Source organism: Streptococcus sp. 5346, assembly GCF_013277455.1.
GTDB lineage: Bacteria > Bacillota > Bacilli > Lactobacillales > Streptococcaceae > Streptococcus.
This window is the reverse complement of sequence record NZ_VMMY01000009.1, coordinates 149,359-172,146: the sequence shown is the minus strand read 5'-3', so window position 1 is coordinate 172,146 and position 22,788 is coordinate 149,359. Positions and strand designations below refer to the sequence as shown.

22 protein-coding genes are annotated in these 22,788 nt (G+C 38.2%); 16 read left to right on the top strand and 6 right to left on the bottom strand.

Features of this window, described 5'->3' with window-relative positions; all coding sequences use genetic code 11:
• The first annotated feature begins 332 nt into the window (after positions 1-332).
• The 16 genes from HT732_RS06795 to HT732_RS06720 all read left to right on the top strand — a co-directional run bounded on the left by HT732_RS06795 (position 333) and on the right by HT732_RS06720 (position 16,254).
• On the top strand, positions 333-968 hold the full coding sequence (locus HT732_RS06795) for a TetR/AcrR family transcriptional regulator (RefSeq protein ID WP_173254416.1): 636 nt from the start codon (positions 333-335) through the stop codon (positions 966-968).
• 171 nt (positions 969-1,139) lie between these two features.
• Positions 1,140-1,880, top strand: coding sequence for an ABC transporter permease (locus HT732_RS06790; RefSeq protein WP_070481929.1), 741 nt, complete (start codon positions 1,140-1,142; stop codon positions 1,878-1,880).
• Positions 1,881-2,019: 139 nt separating this feature from the next.
• On the top strand, positions 2,020-2,739 hold the full coding sequence (locus HT732_RS06785) for an ATP-binding cassette domain-containing protein (RefSeq protein ID WP_033629546.1): 720 nt from the start codon (positions 2,020-2,022) through the stop codon (positions 2,737-2,739).
• Between the two features lie 21 nt (positions 2,740-2,760).
• Positions 2,761-4,443 (top strand): ABC transporter ATP-binding protein, encoded by a 1,683-nt coding sequence (locus tag HT732_RS06780; protein WP_070481935.1) that lies wholly within the window; start codon positions 2,761-2,763, stop codon positions 4,441-4,443.
• A gap of 350 nt (positions 4,444-4,793) precedes the next feature.
• Positions 4,794-5,012, top strand: a complete 219-nt coding sequence (locus HT732_RS06775) for a hypothetical protein (protein ID WP_173254415.1) — start codon at positions 4,794-4,796, stop codon at positions 5,010-5,012.
• Between the two features lie 124 nt (positions 5,013-5,136).
• Positions 5,137-5,829: a YjjG family noncanonical pyrimidine nucleotidase gene (locus HT732_RS06770; RefSeq protein WP_173254414.1), complete on the top strand. Its 693-nt coding sequence runs from the start codon at positions 5,137-5,139 to the stop codon at positions 5,827-5,829.
• A gap of 61 nt (positions 5,830-5,890) precedes the next feature.
• A complete protein-coding gene (locus HT732_RS06765; protein WP_173254444.1) occupies positions 5,891-6,544 on the top strand; it encodes a uracil-DNA glycosylase in 654 nt (217 codons plus the stop codon).
• A gap of 9 nt (positions 6,545-6,553) precedes the next feature.
• The gene (locus HT732_RS06760) at positions 6,554-7,018 is read left to right on the top strand and encodes an 8-oxo-dGTP diphosphatase (protein WP_001135768.1); all 465 of its coding nucleotides are present in this window, start codon (positions 6,554-6,556) and stop codon (positions 7,016-7,018) included.
• 12 nt (positions 7,019-7,030) lie between these two features.
• On the top strand, positions 7,031-8,299 hold the full coding sequence (locus HT732_RS06755; RefSeq protein WP_173254413.1) for a dihydroorotase: 1,269 nt from the start codon (positions 7,031-7,033) through the stop codon (positions 8,297-8,299).
• A gap of 13 nt (positions 8,300-8,312) precedes the next feature.
• Positions 8,313-8,573, top strand: a complete 261-nt coding sequence (locus HT732_RS06750) for a hypothetical protein (RefSeq protein ID WP_001105920.1) — start codon at positions 8,313-8,315, stop codon at positions 8,571-8,573.
• Positions 8,574-8,583: 10 nt separating this feature from the next.
• Complete coding sequence (gene pdrM / locus HT732_RS06745; RefSeq protein ID WP_173254412.1) at positions 8,584-9,945, top strand: sodium-coupled multidrug efflux MATE transporter PdrM; 1,362 nt, start codon at positions 8,584-8,586, stop codon at positions 9,943-9,945.
• Between the two features lie 153 nt (positions 9,946-10,098).
• Positions 10,099-11,067 carry a thiamine pyrophosphate-dependent dehydrogenase E1 component subunit alpha gene (locus tag HT732_RS06740; protein WP_173254411.1) on the top strand — a complete coding sequence of 323 codons (969 nt, stop codon included), beginning with the start codon at positions 10,099-10,101 and terminating at the stop codon, positions 11,065-11,067.
• Between the two features lie 15 nt (positions 11,068-11,082).
• Positions 11,083-12,075 carry an alpha-ketoacid dehydrogenase subunit beta gene (locus HT732_RS06735; protein ID WP_000448714.1) on the top strand — a complete coding sequence of 331 codons (993 nt, stop codon included), beginning with the start codon at positions 11,083-11,085 and terminating at the stop codon, positions 12,073-12,075.
• 340 nt (positions 12,076-12,415) lie between these two features.
• Positions 12,416-13,459: a dihydrolipoamide acetyltransferase gene (locus HT732_RS06730; RefSeq protein ID WP_173254410.1), complete on the top strand. Its 1,044-nt coding sequence runs from the start codon at positions 12,416-12,418 to the stop codon at positions 13,457-13,459.
• Between the two features lie 45 nt (positions 13,460-13,504).
• The gene (gene lpdA, locus HT732_RS06725) at positions 13,505-15,208 is read left to right on the top strand and encodes a dihydrolipoyl dehydrogenase (protein ID WP_275690736.1); all 1,704 of its coding nucleotides are present in this window, start codon (positions 13,505-13,507) and stop codon (positions 15,206-15,208) included.
• Positions 15,209-15,267: 59 nt separating this feature from the next.
• Positions 15,268-16,254 carry a lipoate--protein ligase gene (locus tag HT732_RS06720; RefSeq protein WP_173254409.1) on the top strand — a complete coding sequence of 329 codons (987 nt, stop codon included), beginning with the start codon at positions 15,268-15,270 and terminating at the stop codon, positions 16,252-16,254.
• A gap of 75 nt (positions 16,255-16,329) precedes the next feature.
• Here HT732_RS06720 and xerS read toward each other — a convergent pair whose 3' ends face one another.
• The 6 genes from xerS to HT732_RS06690 form a co-directional block, all read right to left on the bottom strand.
• On the bottom strand, positions 16,330-17,400 hold the full coding sequence (gene xerS, locus HT732_RS06715; RefSeq protein WP_173254408.1) for a tyrosine recombinase XerS: 1,071 nt from the start codon (positions 17,398-17,400) through the stop codon (positions 16,330-16,332).
• A gap of 262 nt (positions 17,401-17,662) precedes the next feature.
• A complete protein-coding gene (locus HT732_RS06710) occupies positions 17,663-18,106 on the bottom strand; it encodes a MepB family protein (RefSeq protein WP_173254407.1) in 444 nt (147 codons plus the stop codon).
• Between the two features lie 69 nt (positions 18,107-18,175).
• Positions 18,176-19,726 carry a ClC family H(+)/Cl(-) exchange transporter gene (locus HT732_RS06705; RefSeq protein WP_173254406.1) on the bottom strand — a complete coding sequence of 517 codons (1,551 nt, stop codon included), beginning with the start codon at positions 19,724-19,726 and terminating at the stop codon, positions 18,176-18,178.
• Positions 19,727-19,742: 16 nt separating this feature from the next.
• The gene (locus HT732_RS06700; protein ID WP_173254405.1) at positions 19,743-20,522 is read right to left on the bottom strand and encodes a ribonuclease HII; all 780 of its coding nucleotides are present in this window, start codon (positions 20,520-20,522) and stop codon (positions 19,743-19,745) included.
• Entirely contained in the window at positions 20,509-21,360 is an 852-nt protein-coding gene (gene ylqF, locus HT732_RS06695) for a ribosome biogenesis GTPase YlqF (protein WP_000201324.1), read from the bottom strand. Before ylqF ends, HT732_RS06700 begins: the two co-directional genes overlap by 14 nt.
• Positions 21,361-21,609: 249 nt before the next feature.
• On the bottom strand, positions 21,610-22,788 hold the full coding sequence (locus tag HT732_RS06690; protein ID WP_173254404.1) for a hypothetical protein: 1,179 nt from the start codon (positions 22,786-22,788) through the stop codon (positions 21,610-21,612).

Sequence of the window (22,788 nt, the reverse complement as noted above, 5' to 3'; positions counted from 1 at the left end):
TGAGTATAATAATTCAAAACTGATTGTGATGGGACTATTCTAGCTTTAGAATTCTTTAAAAATTAAAATTTAAGGCTATCAATGGATTAGAATAGTGTGAAAACATTTAGTTTATAGGAATTCTAGGTCTAGAATTACATAGATATTTATGAAGTTAGGGTATTCGATAGTCAGGATTGTTCTATTCTGAAAGATTTGAGCTGTCAATTGTATAGGATAGTGATTTACCAATGAATTTTGAAAATTATAGGGGATAAAAAGAATCTTGACATTATTAGTTTCTTGCATTATAATGAGATTACGTACCGTTAGTATGTTAGAAGGGAGTTATAATGGCAAGGAATAGAAACTCACATGAAACTAGAAAAAAAATATTAGAAGTTTCGAAAGAGTTATTTTTAGAAAAAGGATTTGATAATACTTCAATACAAGATATAATCGATGGGTTAGGTGGATTGACGAAAGGTGTTATTTATCATCATTTCGAGTCTAAAGATGAAATATTGCAATCAATCATTAGCGAAAATAATCAGGAAATTTTAAATTACAATTGGAGAGGAGATACTGCATTAGAAAAAATACAAAATTCTTTGATGGATGCGTTCTCTAATTTAGAACAACAAAGATTAGTATACTCTGTCTCAATTATGCTAAGAAGTCCACGTTTGTTAGGAGAGCAGTATTTAAGTTTATTTTCTGATTTTTTACCAGGGATTAGAGAAAAAGTTTTCGAAGGTGTTAAAGATAAATCAATTAAAACAGAATATCCTGAAGAGCTAGCTGATTTGATTGTTTTAACTTTGAATATTTGGATTGGGTTCCAAATTTCTATTTATTCAGTAGAAGAATTAAAGAGTAAAATGAAGTTCATTAAACTAACTTTTGAAGGTTTGGGGGTGCAGTTGATTACTGATGAAATGATGGAAGTAATTTTCCAATTATTTGATCATTTAAAAGGTGTTAAATAAATTTTAAGTATTGATATTTTAAAAAATACCATACTCTAGATATGGTATTAAAAATTCTATTATACATACCTTTAGTATGTTTATTTTTTGAATTTTAACATACCAGAAGTATGTAAGGGGATTTTTGAATAGTGTAATTAATATTAACAAAATTTTTTGGAGGAAAAATCTATGTTGTCGCTTATTAAAATTGAATTAAATAAAGTTTCAAAATCTAAATTATTTTGTGCTTGGTTAGGTACTATATTTATAGTATTAGGTATTACAGGAATCATAATCATGGGGTTAGGTACTGATAATAAACTAGGAGAATTCGTTGGACAGAATGCCAATAATATTAGAATTACTGATAAATGGGAAGGTTGGGCAATTGCAACATCATTGTTTGCATCTTTATTTACCAAAGCAGCATTTTTGATTTTTGAATCTTATTTATTGTCTACGATTATTATTGATGAATTTAAACGAAGAACAATTTTTCAGCTGTTTTCCTATCCTGTTTCTAAAATAAAGTTACTATGGGGAAAAGTGCTTACAGTAATTCTGATATCATTTATTGCTCATTTTACTGCACATTTAGTGATTCAATTATTAATTAAATTAGTTGCAGTTTTAACTGAATCAAATTATATCCCCGTAGCTAATCAAATGATTAACTTAGCTGGAATTACGTTTGGAACGGTATTAATCGGAATACTACCTTTTGTTTTAGGCATGATTAGGCATTCAATAGCTATAACTATGCTTTCAGGACTTGGTTTAGCAGCGTTACTTTCGAATGTAAGTCCAGGAAGTTTAACGAATAATTTTGTTGATAACTTATTCTTCTTAATATTTGCTAGTTTCATAAGTTTAATGATTGTTTCATTTTTAATTTATAATATTTCAAGAAAAGATATTAATACCAAGTAGTATATCTGAGTTTAATGGAAGGAAAGTAATAATTTCTTGATGATTTATTTAAAAGAAGAGACTGTATAAGTTGGTATTTATGATCCTGAAGAAAAATTCTTGCATTTAAAGCTGGATATAGAAAGAAAGAGAGATAGAAATGGGAAATATTGTTGAAATAAAAGAACTTTTTAAAACTATTGCTAAGGAAGAAATTTTAAGTGGTATTAACTTACAAATTTCTGAAGGAGAAATCTATGGATTTTTAGGACCAAATGGCGCAGGGAAAACAACTTTAATGAAATGCATGTTATCCTTATCAACTGTTACATCTGGTAGTATTGAAATCTTTGGAAAAAATTTACAAGATCACAGAGAGGAGATTCTAAGTCAGGTTGGAAGTGTTATTGAAACACCAATTTTTTATGAAAATTGTACTGCAAAAGAAATTTTGGAAATTCACGCGCAATATATGAGGAAAAATATTACCGAATCAGATATAATAAGAGCCTTAAGGATGGTCGGATTAAAAAATACGACTAAAAAAGTAAAAGAGTTTTCGTTAGGAATGAGACAGAGACTTGGTTTAGCTCGGGCTTTCCTAACAAAACCTAAATTGTTAATTTTAGATGAACCAATCAATGGTTTAGATCCAATAGGAATTCAAGAAATTCGGAATCTTTTGTTGTCTCTTTCTAAGGAATGTGGTGTTACAATATTCATCTCAAGTCATATTTTATCGGAAATTTCACAGATAGCAGATAAGATTGGTGTTATCAAAAATGGACAAATGCTAGAACAGGTCTCTATGAAAGAGCTTAGGAGAGAGAATATTGACTTAGAAGAATATTTTATGTCACATTTTCTAAATGAAATTTAAGAATTATGAGGTAGATTAGGAATGAAACAATTGACAAAGTACCATAAGAAGTCTTTTTATACTTTCATGATTTTTAATATACTAGTTCCTTTAACTAATATTGCTTTTGCTTATTCTATTAAAATTATAATTGATAGTGGAATGTCCCAAAATAGGGAAGCTCTAACCCAAGCGATACTAATAGGTGCTATCGTAATATTTATCTATGCCAGTCTTAATTTTATATCCCTTCGATTAAGAAATAAACTTGTTAGGCAGATTATGTCAAGATACAAAAATAAGGTGTTTAAATCTATTTTAGATAGGGATTATAGAGAATTTTCTAAGGAAAAATCAGGGAAATTTATTTCAATATTAACTGAGAACATGAAGAAAATTGAGCAGGATTATTTGCACCAATATTTTAATATTTCAAAAAATATTTCCTTAATGATTTTCTCACTAGTAGCCATGTTTATAGGTAATTGGTTTTTGACCTTATTAGTTATCATTGCTAGCATTATTCCTATGATGATTTCAGGATTTATTGGACAAAAATCAGCCTCTCTACAAAATAGCTCTATGATAGCCGATCAGAAATATTTAGCTAAGGTTAAAGATATTTTAGCAGGATTTCTAGTTATAAAGAGTTTTAATGTGAAAGAGGCTATCGGTAAAGATTACAAAAACGAAAGTGAAAAATTGGATGAGATATATTTCATCAAAGGGAAATTTGATGTTTTATCTAATGTTATTTCTCAACTTTCAGGGATGATTGTTTTTTTAGTAGCCTTTGGTGGAGGAATGTATCTGGTCTTCGGTGGGCATACCACAATTGGGAGTGTTACAGCTATTGTTCAACTAGTCAATTTTGTAGTAATGCCACTAAATGAAATTGGTATGGGAATGAGTAAATTCCGTGAAGGTCAGGCTACACTGAATTCATTTGAGGTAAAAGATGTAATCGAACTTCAAACTGGTAAAACGAAAGAATATTTTGATGATGTCATTTCTTTTTCAAATGTAGATTTTTCCTACCCTAATGCTGAGGAAAAGATTTTTAATAATTTATCTTTGCAGATCAAAAAGGGGGAAAAAATTGCAATAGTAGGTATGTCAGGCAGTGGAAAATCGACTTTACTCAATCTATTACTGCGTTTCTATGATGTAACAAGTGGGTATATCTCAATTGATAATCAAGATTTGCAAGCTATTTCAGCAGAGAGCCTTTATAACTTAATGACTATTGTTCAGCAAGATGTTTATATCTTTGATGATACTTTAAAAGCAAATATTACCCTTAGTCAATCCTTTACTGAAGATGATATAAAAAAAGCTGTACAGCAGTCTGGCTTAGAAAGTTATATTTTAGAAAATGAATTAGGTCTACAAACTTCATGTGGCGAGAATGGATCAAATCTATCTGGGGGAGAAAGACAGAGACTTAGTATTGCGCGTGCTTTAATTCGAAAAACACCAATCTTATTATTAGATGAGGCTACCTCGTCTTTAGATAATAAAGTTACTACTGAAATTGAAAATTCAATTTTAGAAATTCAAGATTTGACGGTTCTTGTTGTTACGCATAAGTTAAATAAGAGCATGTTGAAAAAATACAATAGAATTCTTTTTATGAAAAATGGAGTTATTGTTGAAGATGGTTCTTTTGATAACTTGATGGATAGGAAAGGTGAATTTTATAAATTGGTTGAGTTGAGTGTGTAGTGCTAGCGGAATAAAAAGAGGACGAAAATCTTTAATCTCAAGTTGTTTTTCAATAATATTATGGTTGTATAAACAAAGGGAATTTGAGAATTAAAAAGTGACTAAAAAAGAAGGCTAAATAATATTAATCTGTAAAATACAACTCATCGAATATGATTAAATGGTAAATATCAATTAAATTGAAAATTTTATAGTGTTATAATATAATTAAACCATAAGAGCAAGAAGGTTGTGCTTAAAAAATAATCTTAGTATAGCTTATCTCTGACAAATATTTAGATTTTAGAGCTGTTTAATTTTAAGCAGTCATTATTTTTAAACATTAGGGGCTTCAAAGGAAAATATTTAAAATGAAACATTTTATTGCTGGTATCGGTGAGATAAAATTAGCTTTCTACATCTTATATGTTTTGCTAGGTCTAGCACCTTTATTTCACACTTACATAATAAATGCTGAAACAGGGGTAGGAAAATCAGTTTTAACTATTATAGGGGTAGTCTCCGTATTTATTTTAACTATTGCTCGAATTTATAGAAGATTTTTCTATAATAAAAATAAACTTGACTAGAATAGTATGGATTAGTTAATCAATTGGAACTATTATTTTTGTTATACTTTACCACTTTTAAGTTTTTACATTAAACAGCTGGCTGAAGTGAAAGTTGTTTATCTTAGAAAGGAAAACTCTCAAATTGTCCTACAAATTTCTACTCTTTGACCTTGACCACACTCTTCTTGATTTTGATGCTGCTGAGGATGTGGCTTTAACGCAACTTCTAAAAGAAGAAGGGGTTGCAGATATTCAGGCTTATAAAGATTATTATGTTCCTATGAACAAGGCTCTCTGGAAGGACTTGGAGCAAAAGAAAATTAGTAAACAAGAGCTGGTTAACACGCGCTTTTCTCGTTTATTTGCTCACTTTGGACTGGAGAAAGATGGTAGTTTTCTAGCCCAGCGTTACCAATTTTACCTCGCTCAACAGGGACAAACTTTTTCAGGCGCTCATGAACTCTTAGATAGCCTTATCGAGCGAGATTATGAGCTATATGCTGCGACAAATGGCATTACTGCCATTCAGACAGGTCGTTTGGCTCAATCTGGTCTAGCACCTTATTTCAATCAAGTCTTTATCTCTGAACAGTTGCAAACACAAAAGCCTGATGCTCTTTTTTATGAAAAAATCGGTCAACAGATTGCTGGATTTGATAAAGAAAAAGCCCTAATGATTGGAGATTCCCTAACCGCCGACATTCAAGGTGGCAATAATGCGGGGATTGACACTATCTGGTACAATCCTCATCACCTCGAAAATCACACACAAGCCCAGCCAACCTACGAAGTCCATTCTTACAAAGACTTGCTGGATTGTTTAGATAAACTGTAAAAAGTGGTTTAGATAGCCACTTTTTGCTATAATAGAGGCAGTAAAAATGAAGGAGTTGGCTATGGAACACTCGTCTTGGCATGCTTTGATTAAGGCGCAATTACCTGAGGGTTATTTTGGGAAAATCAATCAGTTTATGGAGCAGGTCTATGCTCAGGGGACTGTTTATCCACCCAAAGAAAAGGTTTTTCAGGCTCTCTTGACAACACCGCTTGAAGACGTTAAGGTGGTGATTCTAGGGCAAGATCCCTATCACGGACCAGGTCAAGCTCAGGGCTTGAGTTTTTCTGTACCTGACACTATCCCAGCTCCGCCATCCTTGCAAAATATCTTGAAAGAATTGTCAGATGACATCGGGGTCAAGAAATCTCATGATTTGACAGCTTGGGCTGAGCAAGGAGTCTTGCTTCTTAATGCTTGTTTGACAGTTCCTGCTGGACAGGCCAATGGTCATGCTGGTCAGATATGGGAGCCTTTTACGGATGCTGTGATTCAGGTGGTCAATCATCTAGATAGACCAGTCGTTTTTGTACTCTGGGGAGCTTATGCACGTAAGAAGAAGGCCTTAGTTACCAATCCTCATCACTTGATTATCGAATCAGCCCATCCCAGTCCCTTGTCAGTTTATAGAGGATTTTGGGGTTCCAAGCCTTTTTCCAAAGCCAATGCATTCTTAAAAGAGACAGGACAAGAGCCAATCGATTGGCTTAGATAAGGAGAGAATATGCCTCAGTTAGCGACGATTTGCTACATTGATAACGGGAAAGAACTGCTTATGCTCCACCGTAATAAGAAGCCAAATGATGTTCATGAAGGAAAATGGATTGGTGTGGGTGGTAAGCTAGAGCGAGGTGAGACCCCTCAGGAATGCGCGGCGCGTGAAATCCTTGAGGAAACAGGGCTCAAAGCCAAGCCAGTTCTAAAAGGTGTCATCACTTTTCCTGAATTTACACCAGATTTAGACTGGTACACATATGTTTTTAAGGTGACGGAGTTCGAGGGTGACTTGATTGATTGCAACGAGGGAACGCTAGAATGGGTTCCCTATGATGAGGTTTTGAGTAAGCCGACTTGGGAAGGTGACCATACCTTTGTTGAGTGGCTTTTAGAGGATAAACCCTTCTTTTCAGCCAAGTTTGTTTATGATGGGGATAAATTGTTGGATACCCAAGTTGATTTCTATGAATAAAGGAGAAAGCAGATGCTACTAATCAAAAATGGTCGTGTAATGGATCCCAAGTCTGGCTTGGATCAAGTGTGTGATATCTTAGTCCAAGATGGGAAAATTGTCAAAATTGCTCCTGAGATTAAAGAAGAAGGAGCAGAGATAATTGATGCTACTGGTCTTGTAGTTGCTCCTGGCTTGGTCGATATTCATGTTCATTTCCGTGAACCCGGTCAGACCCACAAGGAGGATATCCATACTGGTGCCTTAGCAGCCGCCGCAGGTGGTTTTACCACGGTTGTCATGATGGCTAATACTAGTCCAACTATTTCAGACGTGGAGACTTTGCAAGAAGTTCTTCAGTCAGCTGCCAAAGAGAAGATTAATGTTAAGACGGTTGCGACCATTACCAAGAATTTTAATGGGCAAGATTTGACTGACTTTAAGGCACTTTTAGAAGCTGGTGCGGTTGGTTTCTCAGACGACGGTATCCCACTTGAAAGTAGTAAAGTTGTCAAGGAAGCCATGGAGGAAGCTAAAAAGCTTAATACCTTTATTAGTCTTCATGAGGAAGATCCAGGATTGAACGGTGTTCTTGGCTTTAACGAAAATATTGCTAAAGAACATTTCCATATCTGTGGTGCGACTGGGGTGGCTGAGTATGCTATGATGGCGCGTGATGTCATGATTGCCTATGCAACCAAGGCCCATGTTCATATCCAGCATTTGTCTAAGGAAGAAAGTGTTAAAGTAGTGGAGTTTGCTCAGGGGCTAGGTGCGCAAGTCACAGCAGAAGTAGCGCCACAGCATTTTTCTAAGACCGAAGCGCTCCTTTTGACTCAAGGTAGCAATGCTAAGATGAATCCACCGCTTCGCTTGGAATCAGACCGTCGTGCTGTTATCGAAGGTCTTAAATCAGGCGTCATCACAGTTATCGCGACTGACCATGCTCCTCACCATGCGGATGAAAAAAATGTCGAAGATATTACCAAAGCGCCATCTGGTATGACTGGCTTAGAAACATCTCTATCTCTTGGTTTGACCTATTTGGTAGAAGCTGGTGAGTTAAGCTTGATGGAATTACTTGAAAAGATGACATACAACCCAGCCAAGCTTTACAATTTTGAAGCAGGTTACTTGGCTGAGAATGGTCCAGCGGACATCACTATTTTTGATGCTAAGGCTGACCGCCTTGTGGACTCCCATTTTGCTTCGAAAGCAGCTAATTCACCCTTTATCGGTGAAACCTTAAAAGGGCAGGTTAAATACACCATCTGTAAAGGACAAATCGTCTATCAAGCTTGATAGGAGTTGGAATATGAATTATTTTCGAAAACGTAGGGAGAGAAAAGCAAAATCTAATAGCGGAATTTACTGTCCCGCATCTAATCGTTCTAAAATTCAATATGAAACTAAAGAAAAAGCTGACCATGCGGTTCAATATGATAATGGAGGTTTAGTTAGAAGCTATTATTGTCGTACATGTGCGTGTTGGCATACTACTTCAAAATCTAATAACCCTCCGCTAAGTTTGAAAAACTATGGTCTGAAACTCTTTGGTTTAGATAAATCAGAATAGAAAGAGAAGTATGTATAAGACAAAGTGTTTACGAGAGAAGTTAGTATTATTTTTAAAGATATTTTTCCCTATTCTGATCTATCAATTTGCCAATTATTCTGCCTCCTTTATTGATACGACTATGACAGGTCAATACAGCACTATGGACTTGGCTGGTGTGTCTATGGCAACCAGTGTCTGGAATCCTTTCTTTACCTTCCTGACAGGGATTGTGTCAGCCCTGGTACCCATCATTGGTCACCATCTTGGGCGAGGCAAAAAGGAAGAGGTTGCGTCTGATTTTTACCAGTTCATCTATCTGGCCTTGGGTCTATCTGTGGTCTTGCTGGGGATGGTGCTTTTCTTGGCACCACCAATCTTGAATCATATTGGGTTAGAAGCACCAGTGGCGGCAGTAGCGGTTCGCTATCTTTGGTTTTTATCTATCGGGATTATCCCCTTGTTGCTCTTTAGTGTCATTCGTTCCTTGCTGGATTCGCTGGGCTTGACCAAACTGTCTATGTATCTCATGCTTTTGTTACTTCCTCTCAATAGTGGATTTAACTATCTTTTGATTTACGGGGCCTTTGGTGTTCCAGAACTGGGAGGTGCTGGTGCTGGTTTAGGGACTTCTTTGGCCTACTGGGTCTTGTTGGGAATTTCTGTTCTGGTTTTATTTAAACAGGAGAAGCTCAAAGCCTTACACCTTGAGAAAAGAATTCCACTTAATATGGATAAAATCAAGGAAGGAGTTCGTTTAGGTCTGCCTATTGGGGGGACTGTCTTCGCGGAAGTAGCTATCTTTTCCGTGGTTGGCTTGATTATGGCTAAGTTCTCGTCCTTGATTATCGCTAGCCACCAGTCAGCCATGAACTTTTCAAGTCTCATGTACGCCTTTCCTATGAGTATCTCATCGGCTATGGCGATAGTCGTGTCTTATGAAGTGGGAGCCAAGCGATTTGATGATGCGAAAACCTATATTGGTCTAGGAAGATGGACAGCCCTTATTTTTGCGGCCTTCACCTTATCTTTCCTTTACATTTTTAGGGGAAATGTGGCTAGTCTTTATGGGAACGACCCAGAATTTATCGATTTGACAGCACGTTTTTTGACTTATAGTCTTTTCTTCCAGTTAGCAGATACCTTTGCGGCACCGCTTCAGGGAATTTTACGGGGGTATAAGGATACCGTTATTCCTTTTTACCTTGGTTTGGTTGGTTACTGGGGGGTGACACTCCCAGTAGCTATGGTATTCGACTCTCTAACAGATTTTATAGCTTATTCTTACTGGATTGGTTTGATTATTAGTCTAATCGTGAGCGGGGCTCTCTACCGTTGGCGTTTAACTGTGATTATGAAGAGATTTGAATCTTTAGCAAAATCTAAACGATAAAAAGTTTGTGAAAAAATATTCTTGATAAGGAAATCCCTTGTTTCCATGGGGGTTTCTTTTTTATTTTGTGAAATTTACTTGAGAAAAATTTTGACAGTATTTTCCAAAAACGGTAAAATAGTAAGGTAAGAAGAAAGTTAGAAAGGCAAGAAGATGTCAACTTTAGATAAAAATCTTTTGCTAGAAATGTTCCGTAAGATGGAAGAAATCCGTCGTATGGACTTAAAAATTGCACAATTAGTAAAGAAAGGGAAAGTGCCAGGAATGACGCACTTTTCTGTTGGAGAAGAGGCAGCTAACGTGGGTGCTATGTTGGCTCTCAATCCAGATGATCTAATTACATCAAATCACCGTGGTCATGGACAAGCTATTGCCAAAGGAATTGACCTCAACGGAATGATGGCTGAAATCCTTGGAAAATACACTGGAACCTGTAAAGGTAAAGGTGGTTCTATGCATATCGCCGACCTTGATGCTGGTAACCTTGGTGCCAATGGTATCGTAGGTGGTGGTATGGGAATCGCTGTCGGTGCAGCCCTCAGTCAGCAAATGCAAAATACCGGTAAAATCGTTGTCTGCTTCTTTGGAGATGGTGCGACCAATGAAGGTGTTTTCCACGAAGCAGTGAACATGGCTTCTATCTGGAACCTGCCAGTCATTTTCTATTGCATTAACAACGGTTATGGAATCTCTGCGGATATCAAGAAAATGACCAATGTAGAGCATATCCATCAACGTAGCGCTGCTTATGGAATTCCTGGAATGTTCATCGAAGACGGTAACAATGTCATCGACGTCTATGAAGGATTTAAGAAAGCTGTAGATCATGTGCGCAGTGGCAATGGACCTGTATTGATTGAAAGTGTTACTTATCGCTGGCTTGGTCACTCATCATCTGACCCTGGTAAATATCGTACGCGTGAAGAAGTGGAATTGTGGAAACAAAAAGACCCAATTGAAAACCTCCGCAAGTACCTCATTGAAAACACTATTGCAAGTGCCGAAGAATTGGAAGAAATCCAAGCGCAAGTTAAGGAATCAGTAGAAGCTTCTGTTAAATTTGCAGAGGAAAGTCCATTCCCACCGCTTGAATCAGCATTTGAAGATATTTACGCAGACTAAGGAGAAAGAGATAAAATGGAAACAAAAACAATGTCCTTCCGTGACACCATTATCCTTGCTATGTCTGAGGAAATGCGTCGCGATGAAAATGTGTTCTTGATGGGAGAAGACGTCGGTGTCTTCGGAGGAGACTTCGGTACTTCTGTTGGAATGCTCGAAGAATTTGGTCCAGAACGTGTTCGTGACTGTCCGATTTCTGAAGCTGCCATCTCTGGAGCAGCAGCAGGAGCAGCCATGACAGGACTTCGTCCAATCGTCGATATGACCTTTATGGACTTCTCGGTCATTGCCATGGACAATATTGTAAACCAAGCAGCTAAAACACGCTATATGTTTGGTGGGAAAGGTCAGGTTCCAATGACTGTTCGTTGTGCAGCTGGTAACGGAGTTGGTTCTGCAGCCCAGCATTCACAATCTCTAGAGTCTTGGTTCACTCATATCCCAGGACTTAAGGTTGTAGCACCAGGTACGCCTGCGGACATGAAAGGACTGCTCAAGTCTTCTATCCGTGATAACAACCCAGTTATTATTCTTGAGTACAAGTCAGAATTTAATCAAAAAGGGGAAGTACCAGTTGATCCAGACTATACGATTCCACTTGGAGTTGGGGAAATTAAACGCGAAGGAACAGACGTAACAGTTGTTACTTATGGAAAAATGCTCCGCCGTGTGGTTCAAGCAGCTGAAGAATTAGCAGAAGAAGGAATTTCTGTTGAGATTGTTGACCCACGTACCCTTGTTCCGCTTGATAAGGATATCATCATTAACTCAGTTAAGAAGACTGGTAAGGTTGTTCTGGTCAACGATGCCCACAAAACAAGCGGCTATATCGGAGAGATTTCAGCTATTATTTCAGAATCAGAAGCATTTGACTATCTAGATGCACCAATCCGCCGTTGTGCAGGAGAAGATGTGCCAATGCCTTATGCACAAAACCTAGAAAATGCAATGATTCCAACAGTTGAAAGCATCAAAGATGCCATCCGTAAAACCTATAACAAAGAATAAGTTTACATAATATAAATTATGTAAAATAATTTGAGTTTTTAACTTTTGTAACTTGAGATATGTATTGTACCCAAGTTATTTGCAAATTTGCGACATGAGAGAGTCGAATCGATGTTGTTCGACGAATGAATTAGTTAGTCTACTAGGTTGACCGCGTAATAGCGGCAACCGTAGTAACTTGAGTCACGTTCTGTGTCCAAGTTACTTGTAGAGTTGAACTCGGGCTAAAGTCTGTGTGAAAAAGATAAACTTTCCTAGAAACTAAAGTTTCTTCGTCAAGTTTCCTATTTTTACTTTGACTTTTGACGCCCTTTGTATCATAAATAGAATTGGAGAGGTCATGGCTGATGACAAGCTAAGAGCGACTCCTGCAGCTAGAAAGTTAGCGGATGATTTAGGAATCAACCTCTACGAAGTTTCTGGCTCAGGTGCAAACGGTCGTGTCCACAAAGAAGACGTGGAAACTTATAAAGACACAAACGTGGTTCGCATTTCGCCACTTGCAAAACGAATTGCCCTCGAACATAATATTGCTTGGCAGGAAATTCAAGGAACAGGTCATCGTGGTAAAATCATGAAGAAGGATGTTTTGGCCTTGCTTCCTGAAAATATCGAAAACGATACCATCAAGTCTCCTGCTCAGATTGAAAAAGTGGAAGAAGTTCCTGATAATATCACTCCTTATGGTGAGATTGAGCGTATTCCAATGACACCAATGCGTAAGGTGATTGCCCAACGGATGGTTGAATCTTACCTAACTGCTCCAACCTTTACTCTCAACTATGAAGTTGATATGACTGAAATGTTGGCTCTTCGTAAGAAGGTTCTTGAGCCAATTATGGAAGCAACTGGGAAGAAAACTACTGTAACAGACCTTCTTTCACTTGCTGTTGTGAAAACCTTGATGAAGCATCCTTATATCAACGCTTCATTGACAGAAGATGGCAAGACTATTATCACTCACAACTATGTCAATCTTGCCATGGCAGTTGGGATGGATAATGGATTGATGACACCTGTTGTTTACAATGCTGAGAAGATGAGTCTTTCAGAACTGGTTGTAGCCTTCAAGGATGTCATTGGTCGTACCTTGGACGGTAAATTGGCTCCAAGTGAACTTCAAAATTCAACATTCACAATCAGTAATTTGGGAATGTTTGGCGTTCAGTCCTTTGGTCCGATCATCAACCAACCAAACTCAGCTATTCTTGGTGTGAGCTCGACGATTGAGAAGCCTGTTGTTGTCAATGGTGAAATTGTGATTCGCCCAATCATGAGTCTTGGTTTAACAATTGACCACCGTGTCGTAGATGGTATGGCTGGTGCTAAGTTTATGAAAGACTTGAAAGAATTGATTGAAAATCCAATCTCAATGTTGATTTAAGAGCAAGAGTATTCATTTTTAAGATATAGATAAAGGAAGGAAGACATGGCCTTAGAAGTAATTATGCCAAAAGCCGGCGTGGATATGACAGAAGGACAAATCGTCCAATGGAATAAAAAAGTCGGAGAATTTGTAAAAGAAGGAGAAATCCTTTTGGAAATCATGACTGACAAAGTCAGCATGGAATTGGAAGCCGAAGAAGATGGGTACTTGATTGCCATTCTCAAAGGAGATGGCGAAACTGTCCCTGTAACGGAAGTTATCGGTTACCTTGGCGAAGAAGGGGAAAATATCCCAACAGCTGGAGCCGTAGCGCCAGAAGCTAGCCCTGCACCTGCAGCAAGTGCCTCAAACGACGATGGTAAGAGCGATGATGCTTTTGATATCGTTGTGATTGGTGGAGGTCCTGCTGGTTATGTTGCAGCCATTAAAGCTGCCCAACTTGGCGGTAAGGTTGCCCTTGTTGAGAAATCTGAACTTGGTGGAACCTGCTTGAACCGTGGTTGTATTCCAACCAAGACCTATCTTCACAACGCTGAAATTATCGAAAACATCGGTCATGCTGCAAGCCGTGGTATCGTAATCGAAAATCCAAACTTCACTGTAGATATGGACAAACTCCTTGAAACCAAGTCTAAGGTTGTCAATACTTTGGTTGGTGGTGTTGCAGGACTTCTTCGTAGCTACGGAGTTACTGTTCATAAAGGAATTGGTACGATCACTAAGGACAAGAATGTCTTGGTAAATGGCTCTGAATTGCTTGAAACCAAGAAAATCATCCTTGCTGGTGGTTCAAAAGTCAGCAAGATCAACGTCTCTGGTATGGAATCTCCACTTGTCATGACCAGCGATGACATCCTTGAAATGAACGAAGTACCAGAAAGTCTTGTTATCATCGGTGGTGGCGTTGTCGGTATCGAACTCGGTCAGGCCTTCATGACATTTGGCTCAAAAGTGACTGTCATCGAAATGATGGACCGTATCGTCCCAGCTATGGATGCGGAAGTTTCTAAGAACCTTCGCTTGATCCTTGAACGTAAAGGAATGACCATCTTGACTGGTACTAAACTGCAAGAAATCATCGAGGAAAATGGTCAACTTCGTATCAAAGTTGAAGGAAAAGACGATATCATCGCAAATAAAGCTCTTCTTTCAATCGGTCGTGTGCCGGATCTTGAAGGTATTGGCGATGTTGAGTTTGAATTGGATCGTGGTCGCATCAAGGTCAACGAATACATGGAAACTTCTGTTCCAGGTATCTACGCACCAGGTGACATTAACGGTACGAAGATGTTGGCGCACGCAGCCTTCCGTATGGGTGAAGTTGCTGCTGAAAATGCCCTTAAAGGAAACCATGCTGTTGCTAAGTTGAACTTGACTCCAGCAGCTATCTACACTCTTCCTGAAGTAGCAGCAGTAGGTTTGACAGAAGAACAAGCCCGTGAGAAATACGATGTTGCTATCGGTAAGTTCAACTTTGCTGCTAACGGTCGTGCTATTGCATCGGATGCTGCTCAAGGTTTCGTAAAAGTCATTGCAGATAAGAAATACGGAGAAATCCTTGGTGTTCATATTATCGGTCCTGCAGCTGCAGAATTGATCAATGAAGCGTCAAGCATTATCGAAATGGAAATCACTGTTGAAGAAATGCTGAAGACCATCCACGGACATCCAACCTACTCTGAAGTGATGTACGAAGCATTCGCAGATGTTCTAGGAATGGCCATCCATTCACCTAAGAAAAAATAAAAGAAAGATAGATTAGACTGGAAAATATCTTTCCAGTCTCTATCGTATAAAGGGATATCATGAAATATATTATCAATCATTCAAACGAGACTGCCTTTAATATTGCCTTGGAAGAATATGCCTTTAAACACCTTTTGGATGAGGATCAAATCTTCCTACTTTGGATTAACAAGCCATCTATCATTGTTGGTCGTCACCAGAACACTATCGAAGAAATCAACCGTGACTATGTTCGAGAAAATGGCATTGAGGTGGTCCGCCGTATCAGCGGTGGTGGAGCTGTTTACCACGATTTAAATAACCTCAACTACACGATCATCTCCAAAGAAGATGAAAACAAGGCTTTTGACTTTAAGAGCTTCTCAACTCCAGTTATCAATACACTAGCTCAACTTGGGGTTAAAGCTGAGTTCACAGGTCGTAATGACCTTGAGATTGATGGTAAGAAGTTCTGTGGCAATGCCCAAGCCTATATCAATGGCCGTATCATGCACCACGGTTGCTTGCTCTTTGACGTTGATTTGTCAGTCCTAGCAAATGCCCTCAAGGTTTCAAAGGACAAATTTGAATCAAAAGGTGTCAAATCCGTCCGTGCTCGTGTCACCAATATTGTCAATGAATTGCCAGAAAAAATTACTGTCGAAGAATTCCGTGATTTGCTATTGGAATACATGAAAAAAGAGTACCCAGAAATGACAGAATACGTTTTTTCTGAGGAAGAATTGGCTGAAATCAATCGCATCAAGGATACTAAGTTTGGTACTTGGGACTGGAACTATGGTAAATCACCTGAATTTAACGTCCGTCGTGGAACAAAATTCACCAGTGGTAAGGTCGAAGTCTTTGCTAATGTCGTCGAATCAAAAATCCAAGACATCAAAATTTATGGGGATTTCTTTGGTATCGAAGACGTTGCGGCTGTAGAAGATGTCCTCCGTGGAGTGAAATACGAACGCGAAGATGTCCTTAAGGCGCTAGAAACTATTGATATCACACGCTACTTCGCTGGTATTAGCCGTGAAGAAATCGCTGAAGCGGTAGTTTGATAAATCAAAAAGAAGTTGGTTAGTTGGCCAACTTCTTTTTTTAAATCATATATTACATAATTTATTTTATGTATTTTATAAACTATCTAGAGCATTCTTTTGTTCATCATTAACGATATGGGTATAGAGGTCAGTGACTTGTGTGCTGGCATGTCCTAGCTGGTGACTGACCAAAACTTGCGATTTAGTGGCATCATAGAGCCTGGTTGCTAGCGTATGGCGCAGTTTGTGGGGTGTTACACGAACTTTGAAGTCCTCGGAATACTTAGCAACCATCTTTTCCACACTGGAAGCATCGATACGATTAGGAACACCTCTGTAGAGTGTCAAAAAAAGGGCTGTATCTGTTTTTTCTGCCTTATAGCGTTGATTACGAATGGTTAGATAATTCTCTAGATAAGGTTTTGCAAAGGCAGCAACATTTACCGAGTCACGTTTGCCCCCTTTTCTAGTGACATCGATAACCATCATTTTTAGATTGAGATCCCTTATATCCAAATTAATTGCTTCAGACAAGCGAACACCAGACGCCAAGAGAAGGGCAATGATCGCCAAATCACGTTCTTTATTTTTGTTAAATGATGAAAGAGCTCGATTAGAAAGTTGTTGAGGGTACTCTTGGTCGATATAAGTTAGAAAACCTTCTGTTTCATCACCTAAAAAGAGTTTTTGCTTGATGTTTTCAGCTCTGGCAGCAAGCGTTTCTTTCTTTTTTTTGGTTGAAACTTTCTTCATTACATTACGATAAAAATAAGGTTCCCCCTGATCGTTTTCAACCTCCTCGGTCAGATACTTGTAAAGACTAGAAAGTGCTGACAAGGTCCGATTTATAGTTGTCTGTGAAACTCCTTGTTTGGTTGTATTAGCATTCAGCAAAGGACGTTCACGTAGGTAAAGGATAAAAGATTCCATGTTTTTTTTTGACATATTTTCTAAGACCGATAAAGGGATATCAGATATTTTATCGGCGTTTGAAATGCCAGACTCCAAAACCCAGCTGAAAAATCGATCGTATTCCTTGAGGTATTCGTACAAGGTTGTAAAACTATAGGGAACAGCAAGTTTAGATTGGTAGTATTCCAGAACATACCAGGGCATGATTTGTTTTAGTTTGTCGATTCGTTCCAGTAAAATCTCACGTTTCATGTATTTTCTCCGTAAATAAGTCTACTAGTAGTATAGCATAGACTTATTTATTTTTCAAGAAAATTATAGTTTTTCGGAAAGATGTTATAGAGCTTTTTAATAGAATAACTAAAATAATTATATAACTAAAAAATTTTTTCGACAAAATTGTCTATAATGTACTTTATTCCTGAGAAACTAACACAAAGACTTGGTTCTTTTTTCATAAGAACCAAGTCTTTGTGTTTGATATGAATCTACTAGAAATTTTTCAAAGTCATTCTTATAATTCAATTTCTCTAAAAAATTTCAATTGCCAATTTTGTGTTGCTAGAGCCGTTGTATTTAAATTTGTGCACCAAGGTGGATAAAATCTCATAGACATTTTCCCATTGTTGTCTTTTGTTGATAGAATTTTTCTACTGATAGCCTCTTCATTTGAAATAATAAAAAGTCCGCTCTTATCATTATCGATAATAACAATAACGAGTTCATCTCCCAAATCTTCATTGGTATAAGGAATGTTCTTGTTATTTTCGTCTTTTTTCCAAAATGCTGTAAAATATCCTTCTTTTTTCGGTGTTCTTTTTGCCAAGCGGCATCTTTTATATTCTTTATCTTCATCTTCCTTTATATTGATGAGGATGCCTTCGTATTTTTCATTACACTTTTCTTTAATGAATTCAAAATCACCATAAAACTTATGTAGCACATCAAGTATTTTCATTATGATGTAGGTCCTCCTTGGAATTTTCTTAATGATTTTCTTGCGTAATTTAAATTATGTAAAAAAGAGTTACAACAATAAATCTTTGACTTTTCCAATTTCACTTTTTGGAATAACTAGGTGAATCATATCACCGAGATACATTCTGGTTGAACCGTTAACTGTTTGGCTCTTGCCATTATGGACTTGAGTTGTGATGAGGATATTGTGTGGTAAGTTGAGTTCATGAACCTGTTTTCCAGCGATTTTGTCTGATACAGGAATTTCAATGAGGGTGACATCTCCTTCATCTGTGGCTTCTTCTGGCAGCATTTTTTCCAACATAGCTTCATAGACTGGCGCACCCTTGAGTAGATCCATGATGATGTAGGCAACCAAGGTCACTAATCCAAGTGGCATGAGGTTGCGAATATCTCCTACCATCTCAGTTACCAGAATCATAGCAGTTAAGGGAGCTTTTGATATAGCTCCAAAATAGCCACTCATTCCTAGGATGATAAATATAGGGAATTGCTCTTGACTGACAAGTCCAAGATTGACACAGATAACACCAACTAGGGCACCAAGTAAGGAACCGAGAGCCAAAATAGGTAGGAAAATTCCTCCTGGAAGACCACTTCCATAACTAATCATGCTCCAGATAAAGCGAATTAAAAAGTAAGCTAATAGAACTTGAAAACTAAAATCTTGCTCAGTTAAGGAAAGAACCAGCTGATTTCCACCACCAAGGATGTGGGGTAAGAAGATTCCGACTGGTATGATGAGAATGAAGGCCAGAATTGGATAATAAGCTCTATCCAAATGGATTTTTTGACCAATCAAGTCGTAAACTCTTCCGATGTTTAATACAGCTTTCTCATAGAGAAAACCTGAAAATCCAAGGAAAATTCCCATGAGGAGGTAAATCCAATACTGATCTAGAGTCATGAGTGGGATATTGTCTGGCATATCCAGTACGGGTGTTAGGCCAAATATGAGCAGAGAAACAAAGTTTGCTACCAGACTAGCTGCGAGAGTAGATACCCAGAAAAAGCGTGAAAAATGGTGATAAACTTCTTCTACGACAAAAAGAAGTCCTGCAATCGGAGCATTAAAGGCTGCAGCTAGACCAGCGGCAGCTCCACTAGCAATCAAGGAGCGTTCCTCTACTGGACTGGATTTGAGCCATTTGGCAATTCCTTTACCACCTACCGCTCCAAGTTGAATACTGGGCCCTTCACGCCCCAGCATGAGTCCACTGGCAATAGCTAGAATACCTAACACATATTTTTTCCAAAGAACTCCCCACCAGTTGAGGGTCATGAGTCCCTTTAATTCGGCTTCAACTTGAGGAATTCCTGAACCTTTGATATCTTTTTCTGATCGAGTTAATTTAGCACTGAGCCAACAGATAATTAGATAAAACAGGCCGATAATAAATAAATTAACAAATAGATGCGCTTGATCTTGATAAAGTCCTTGTATCAGGTGGAAGCCTTTTTCGATTAAGAAACGAAAGGATCCAACGATAATTCCAACAACGAGACCAACAATGATTCCTCGTCCAACTTGGGATAATATGGTGCTCGAGGCAAAGGCAAATTCTTTCTTGGAGCTGAGTGTTTCTGACTGTTCCTCCATAATCATTCCTTCTAACTTAACTTTCTTTTTCTCCTGAAATCAGTGATTTTACTGGTTCAAAGCTGGTTCGGTGAATTGGGGTAACTCCTAGTTTTTCGAGTCCTTCCAGGTGTTTAGCTGTTCCATATCCTGCATTAGCAGTAAAATCATAGCCGGGGAACTGCTGATCGTATTCCTTCATCAATTCATCACGTGTCACCTTGGCTACTATTGAAGCCGCGGCGATAGAGAGAGAGTTTGCATCTCCTTTGATGATAGATGTTTGTGAAATGGGTAAATCCAGTTTCATGGCATCTATCAAAAGGTGCTCAGGTTGATGACTGAGCTGGGAGATTGCTTCCTGCATGGCCAGTTTGGTTGCTTCATAGATATTGACTTGGTCGATGACCTGATTATCCATGATACCAATGCCGATTGATAAGGCTTTCTCTTGAACGGCTTGATAAATTTCTAGATGTTTCTTTTTAGGAATTTTCTTGCTGTCGTTGAGACCTCTAATCTTACAATTTTTAGGTAAAATAACAGCTGCAGCGACTACAGGCCCAGCCAGAGGACCACGGCCGACCTCATCAACACCAGCAATTAAGGTCAATCCTTGCTTATAAAGTTCCTTTTCGTAGGAAAGCATGGATTCCAAACGAAGTTCCTCATCCAATTCTGCCTGAATAGCTTTTTTACGCTTGCTGATTTCCTTTTGAACTCCAGAGCGATTATCCTTTTCAAGCTCTAAAAAAATAGGGCTTTCTAACTCCTTGACCGTTGCAAGTAGTTCTTTGATTTCTTTAATCGTCGCCATCGAGGTCTTCCAATGTATCTAAGGTATAGTTACCGAGTTTGCCATCGCGGACTTCCTTCACGAAGAGACTGTAAAAACGATCATAGTCGTCACGGAAACCGAGGGCACGGGTCATATCCATAATAATAACAGGCGCTTCTTCCTCAATTTTCATTTGTTTGAAGCGTTCAGCCAACTTTTCTGGATAATGTTCTTTGAAATAATTGAGACCAAAAATAGTTACCTCATCCATAGGAAGCAACTGGTCTTTGATAGCCCCTGTCAAGGCCAGTTTCAATGCTACAGTTTCATCCTCAAACTTAGGCCAAAGAATCCCCGGTGTATCCAAGATTTCCAGGTCTTTATTTGTTTTGAGCCATTGTTGTCCCTTGGTAACCCCTGGTTTATTGCCGACAACGGCAATTTTCTTACCAGCTAAACGGTTCATGAGAGTTGATTTACCAGCGTTTGGAATCCCGATAATCATAGTACGCAAGGTTTCAATTTTAATCCCACGTTCTCTCTGGCGAGCAATCTTATCAGCCATGAGCTTCTTGGCCGCATCTGTTACAACTTTTACAGTTACTTGCTCTTTGGAGTTGATAGCTAGCGTCTGGATTCCTTGTGATTCAAAATACTGACGCCATTCCTTGGTCATTGCTGGGTCGGCCAAATCCGCCTTATTTAAAATCAAGAGTTTTGGTTTATCACCAACAATCTTGGTCAACATAGGATTTTGACTAGATAGAGGTAAACGTGCATCCACCAAAATCGTCACAAAATCAACAAATTTTAAATTTTCCTGTACCTGTCGACGCGCCTTAGACATGTGACCAGGAAACCATTGAATAGTAGCCATTGAGTTTTTTTCCTTATAAAATAAAAATTTAATTAATATAAATAGTGTTTTTCTTATAGTCTATTTTATCATAATTTGAGCGCTTTTGCATAGGCTTTTGATTTTTCACAACACATATATTACATAAAATAAATTATGTAATATATGTGTTCTTCTGATTTTTAAATTAACAGAAAATATTCAACTTTTCTCTATTTTTTTTTTGGATAAACTAACACCTACTATGGAATTTTCCACGGTAGGTGTTAGTTATATCAATAATCGTTCTAAAAATGGTTTGAGGCAGTTGAGGAGAATTCCTTCTATCCAACTTTCTTGTGCTGAGGATAGATGTTCTGTCTGCAGGCTTTCTTTTAGAAAATCTCGGACTTGTTCTGGTGCGATTTCAAACTCAAAGGCTTTCATTTTATAGAAAAAGTCTAGCAGATGGTCTGATAAGTATTCAGTTGAAAAAGGCACTTCTCCACTTTTTCGATATTCTAATAAGAGCCGAGCAAATCGGGCTTTTTCTTCAGGAAGCTCACGAAAATAGGAATTGAGGAGCCAGGTCTGCTTCTGCTTTCTTTCAATTGGATCCTGACTAGCAATTCGTTGGTCTTTTTCCAGCTCTTTTTGGTATTGTTTGGCCTTGATAGCCCGTTCTGTCCGATTTTTACCAAAAAGAATTTTCTCCCACTTTCGTTCTTCTTGAGTCAGTGTCTCTGTAAATCCAAAGTAATCCTGATAAGCACGCTCTGCTGGGCCCATAGCTAGAACCAGATTGTCTGCATATTGCTTGGCGATTTTATCCCTCTTCTTGCGTTCTTTCTCTGCCTGGATACGGAGTTCTTGTTCGTAGTCAATTTTCTCCTTACCTAGCTTGACAAGGTAGAGTTGGTCATCTGGTTTTCCAAGTAAAAAGGGTTTGATATACTTTTCTAGGACTTCTTCCATCCGAGCCTTTTTCTTGGGCTCTGCCTTGGTCCAACTTCCTCCTTGAAAGACTTCTAGGAAAAGCTGGTAGTCTCTTTCAGGTGAGAACTGATTGCTACGATTGGGTTTGAAAACACCTTTTTCCCAGAGCCACTTTAGAAGTCGCTCGTCAAAGTCACTTTTATTGACCTTGATTTTTTCCTTTTTCTGGGCTTTTCTGGTCAGATTTTCAACCTTTCTGAGCAGTTTTTCTTCCTCTTCCAATTGCTGGTCAAGGGACAATCGATGAAAATGACGAACACAGTCGCTACCAATTGGAAAGAGGCGTTGGCCTGTGACACCGTTAAAGAGTTCGTAAGCGTATTTGATGGCATTTCCACAGACACAATTGCTACGGCCGATACCGTTAAAAATCAAGGAAACTTCATTCCATTCCTTGGTAGCTTGTTCCCAAGTATCAGCTTTTGAAGCCTGTAAAACCGCATCATGCAGGGATTTTCTAACTGGAAGTGTCAT

Bases quoted from the DNA above. Each gene is read 5' to 3' on its own strand.
- HT732_RS06795 (WP_173254416.1), top strand. From the start codon at position 333: ATGGCAAGGAATAGAAACTCACATGAAACTAGAAAAAAAATATTAGAA.
- HT732_RS06790 (WP_070481929.1), top strand. From the start codon at position 1,140: ATGTTGTCGCTTATTAAAATTGAATTAAATAAAGTTTCAAAATCTAAA.
- HT732_RS06785 (WP_033629546.1), top strand. From the start codon at position 2,020: ATGGGAAATATTGTTGAAATAAAAGAACTTTTTAAAACTATTGCTAAG.
- HT732_RS06780 (WP_070481935.1), top strand. From the start codon at position 2,761: ATGAAACAATTGACAAAGTACCATAAGAAGTCTTTTTATACTTTCATG.
- HT732_RS06775 (WP_173254415.1), top strand. From the start codon at position 4,794: ATGAAACATTTTATTGCTGGTATCGGTGAGATAAAATTAGCTTTCTAC.
- HT732_RS06765 (WP_173254444.1), top strand. From the start codon at position 5,891: ATGGAACACTCGTCTTGGCATGCTTTGATTAAGGCGCAATTACCTGAG.
- HT732_RS06760 (WP_001135768.1), top strand. From the start codon at position 6,554: ATGCCTCAGTTAGCGACGATTTGCTACATTGATAACGGGAAAGAACTG.
- HT732_RS06755 (WP_173254413.1), top strand. From the start codon at position 7,031: ATGCTACTAATCAAAAATGGTCGTGTAATGGATCCCAAGTCTGGCTTG.
- HT732_RS06750 (WP_001105920.1), top strand. From the start codon at position 8,313: ATGAATTATTTTCGAAAACGTAGGGAGAGAAAAGCAAAATCTAATAGC.
- pdrM (WP_173254412.1), top strand. From the start codon at position 8,584: ATGTATAAGACAAAGTGTTTACGAGAGAAGTTAGTATTATTTTTAAAG.
- HT732_RS06740 (WP_173254411.1), top strand. From the start codon at position 10,099: ATGTCAACTTTAGATAAAAATCTTTTGCTAGAAATGTTCCGTAAGATG.
- HT732_RS06735 (WP_000448714.1), top strand. From the start codon at position 11,083: ATGGAAACAAAAACAATGTCCTTCCGTGACACCATTATCCTTGCTATG.
- HT732_RS06730 (WP_173254410.1), top strand. From the start codon at position 12,416: ATGGCTGATGACAAGCTAAGAGCGACTCCTGCAGCTAGAAAGTTAGCG.
- lpdA (WP_275690736.1), top strand. From the start codon at position 13,505: ATGGCCTTAGAAGTAATTATGCCAAAAGCCGGCGTGGATATGACAGAA.
- HT732_RS06720 (WP_173254409.1), top strand. From the start codon at position 15,268: ATGAAATATATTATCAATCATTCAAACGAGACTGCCTTTAATATTGCC.
- xerS (WP_173254408.1), bottom strand. From the start codon at position 17,400: ATGAAACGTGAGATTTTACTGGAACGAATCGACAAACTAAAACAAATC.
- HT732_RS06710 (WP_173254407.1), bottom strand. From the start codon at position 18,106: ATGAAAATACTTGATGTGCTACATAAGTTTTATGGTGATTTTGAATTC.
- HT732_RS06705 (WP_173254406.1), bottom strand. From the start codon at position 19,726: ATGGAGGAACAGTCAGAAACACTCAGCTCCAAGAAAGAATTTGCCTTT.
- HT732_RS06700 (WP_173254405.1), bottom strand. From the start codon at position 20,522: ATGGCGACGATTAAAGAAATCAAAGAACTACTTGCAACGGTCAAGGAG.
- ylqF (WP_000201324.1), bottom strand. From the start codon at position 21,360: ATGGCTACTATTCAATGGTTTCCTGGTCACATGTCTAAGGCGCGTCGA.
- HT732_RS06690 (WP_173254404.1), bottom strand. From the start codon at position 22,788: ATGACACTTCCAGTTAGAAAATCCCTGCATGATGCGGTTTTACAGGCT.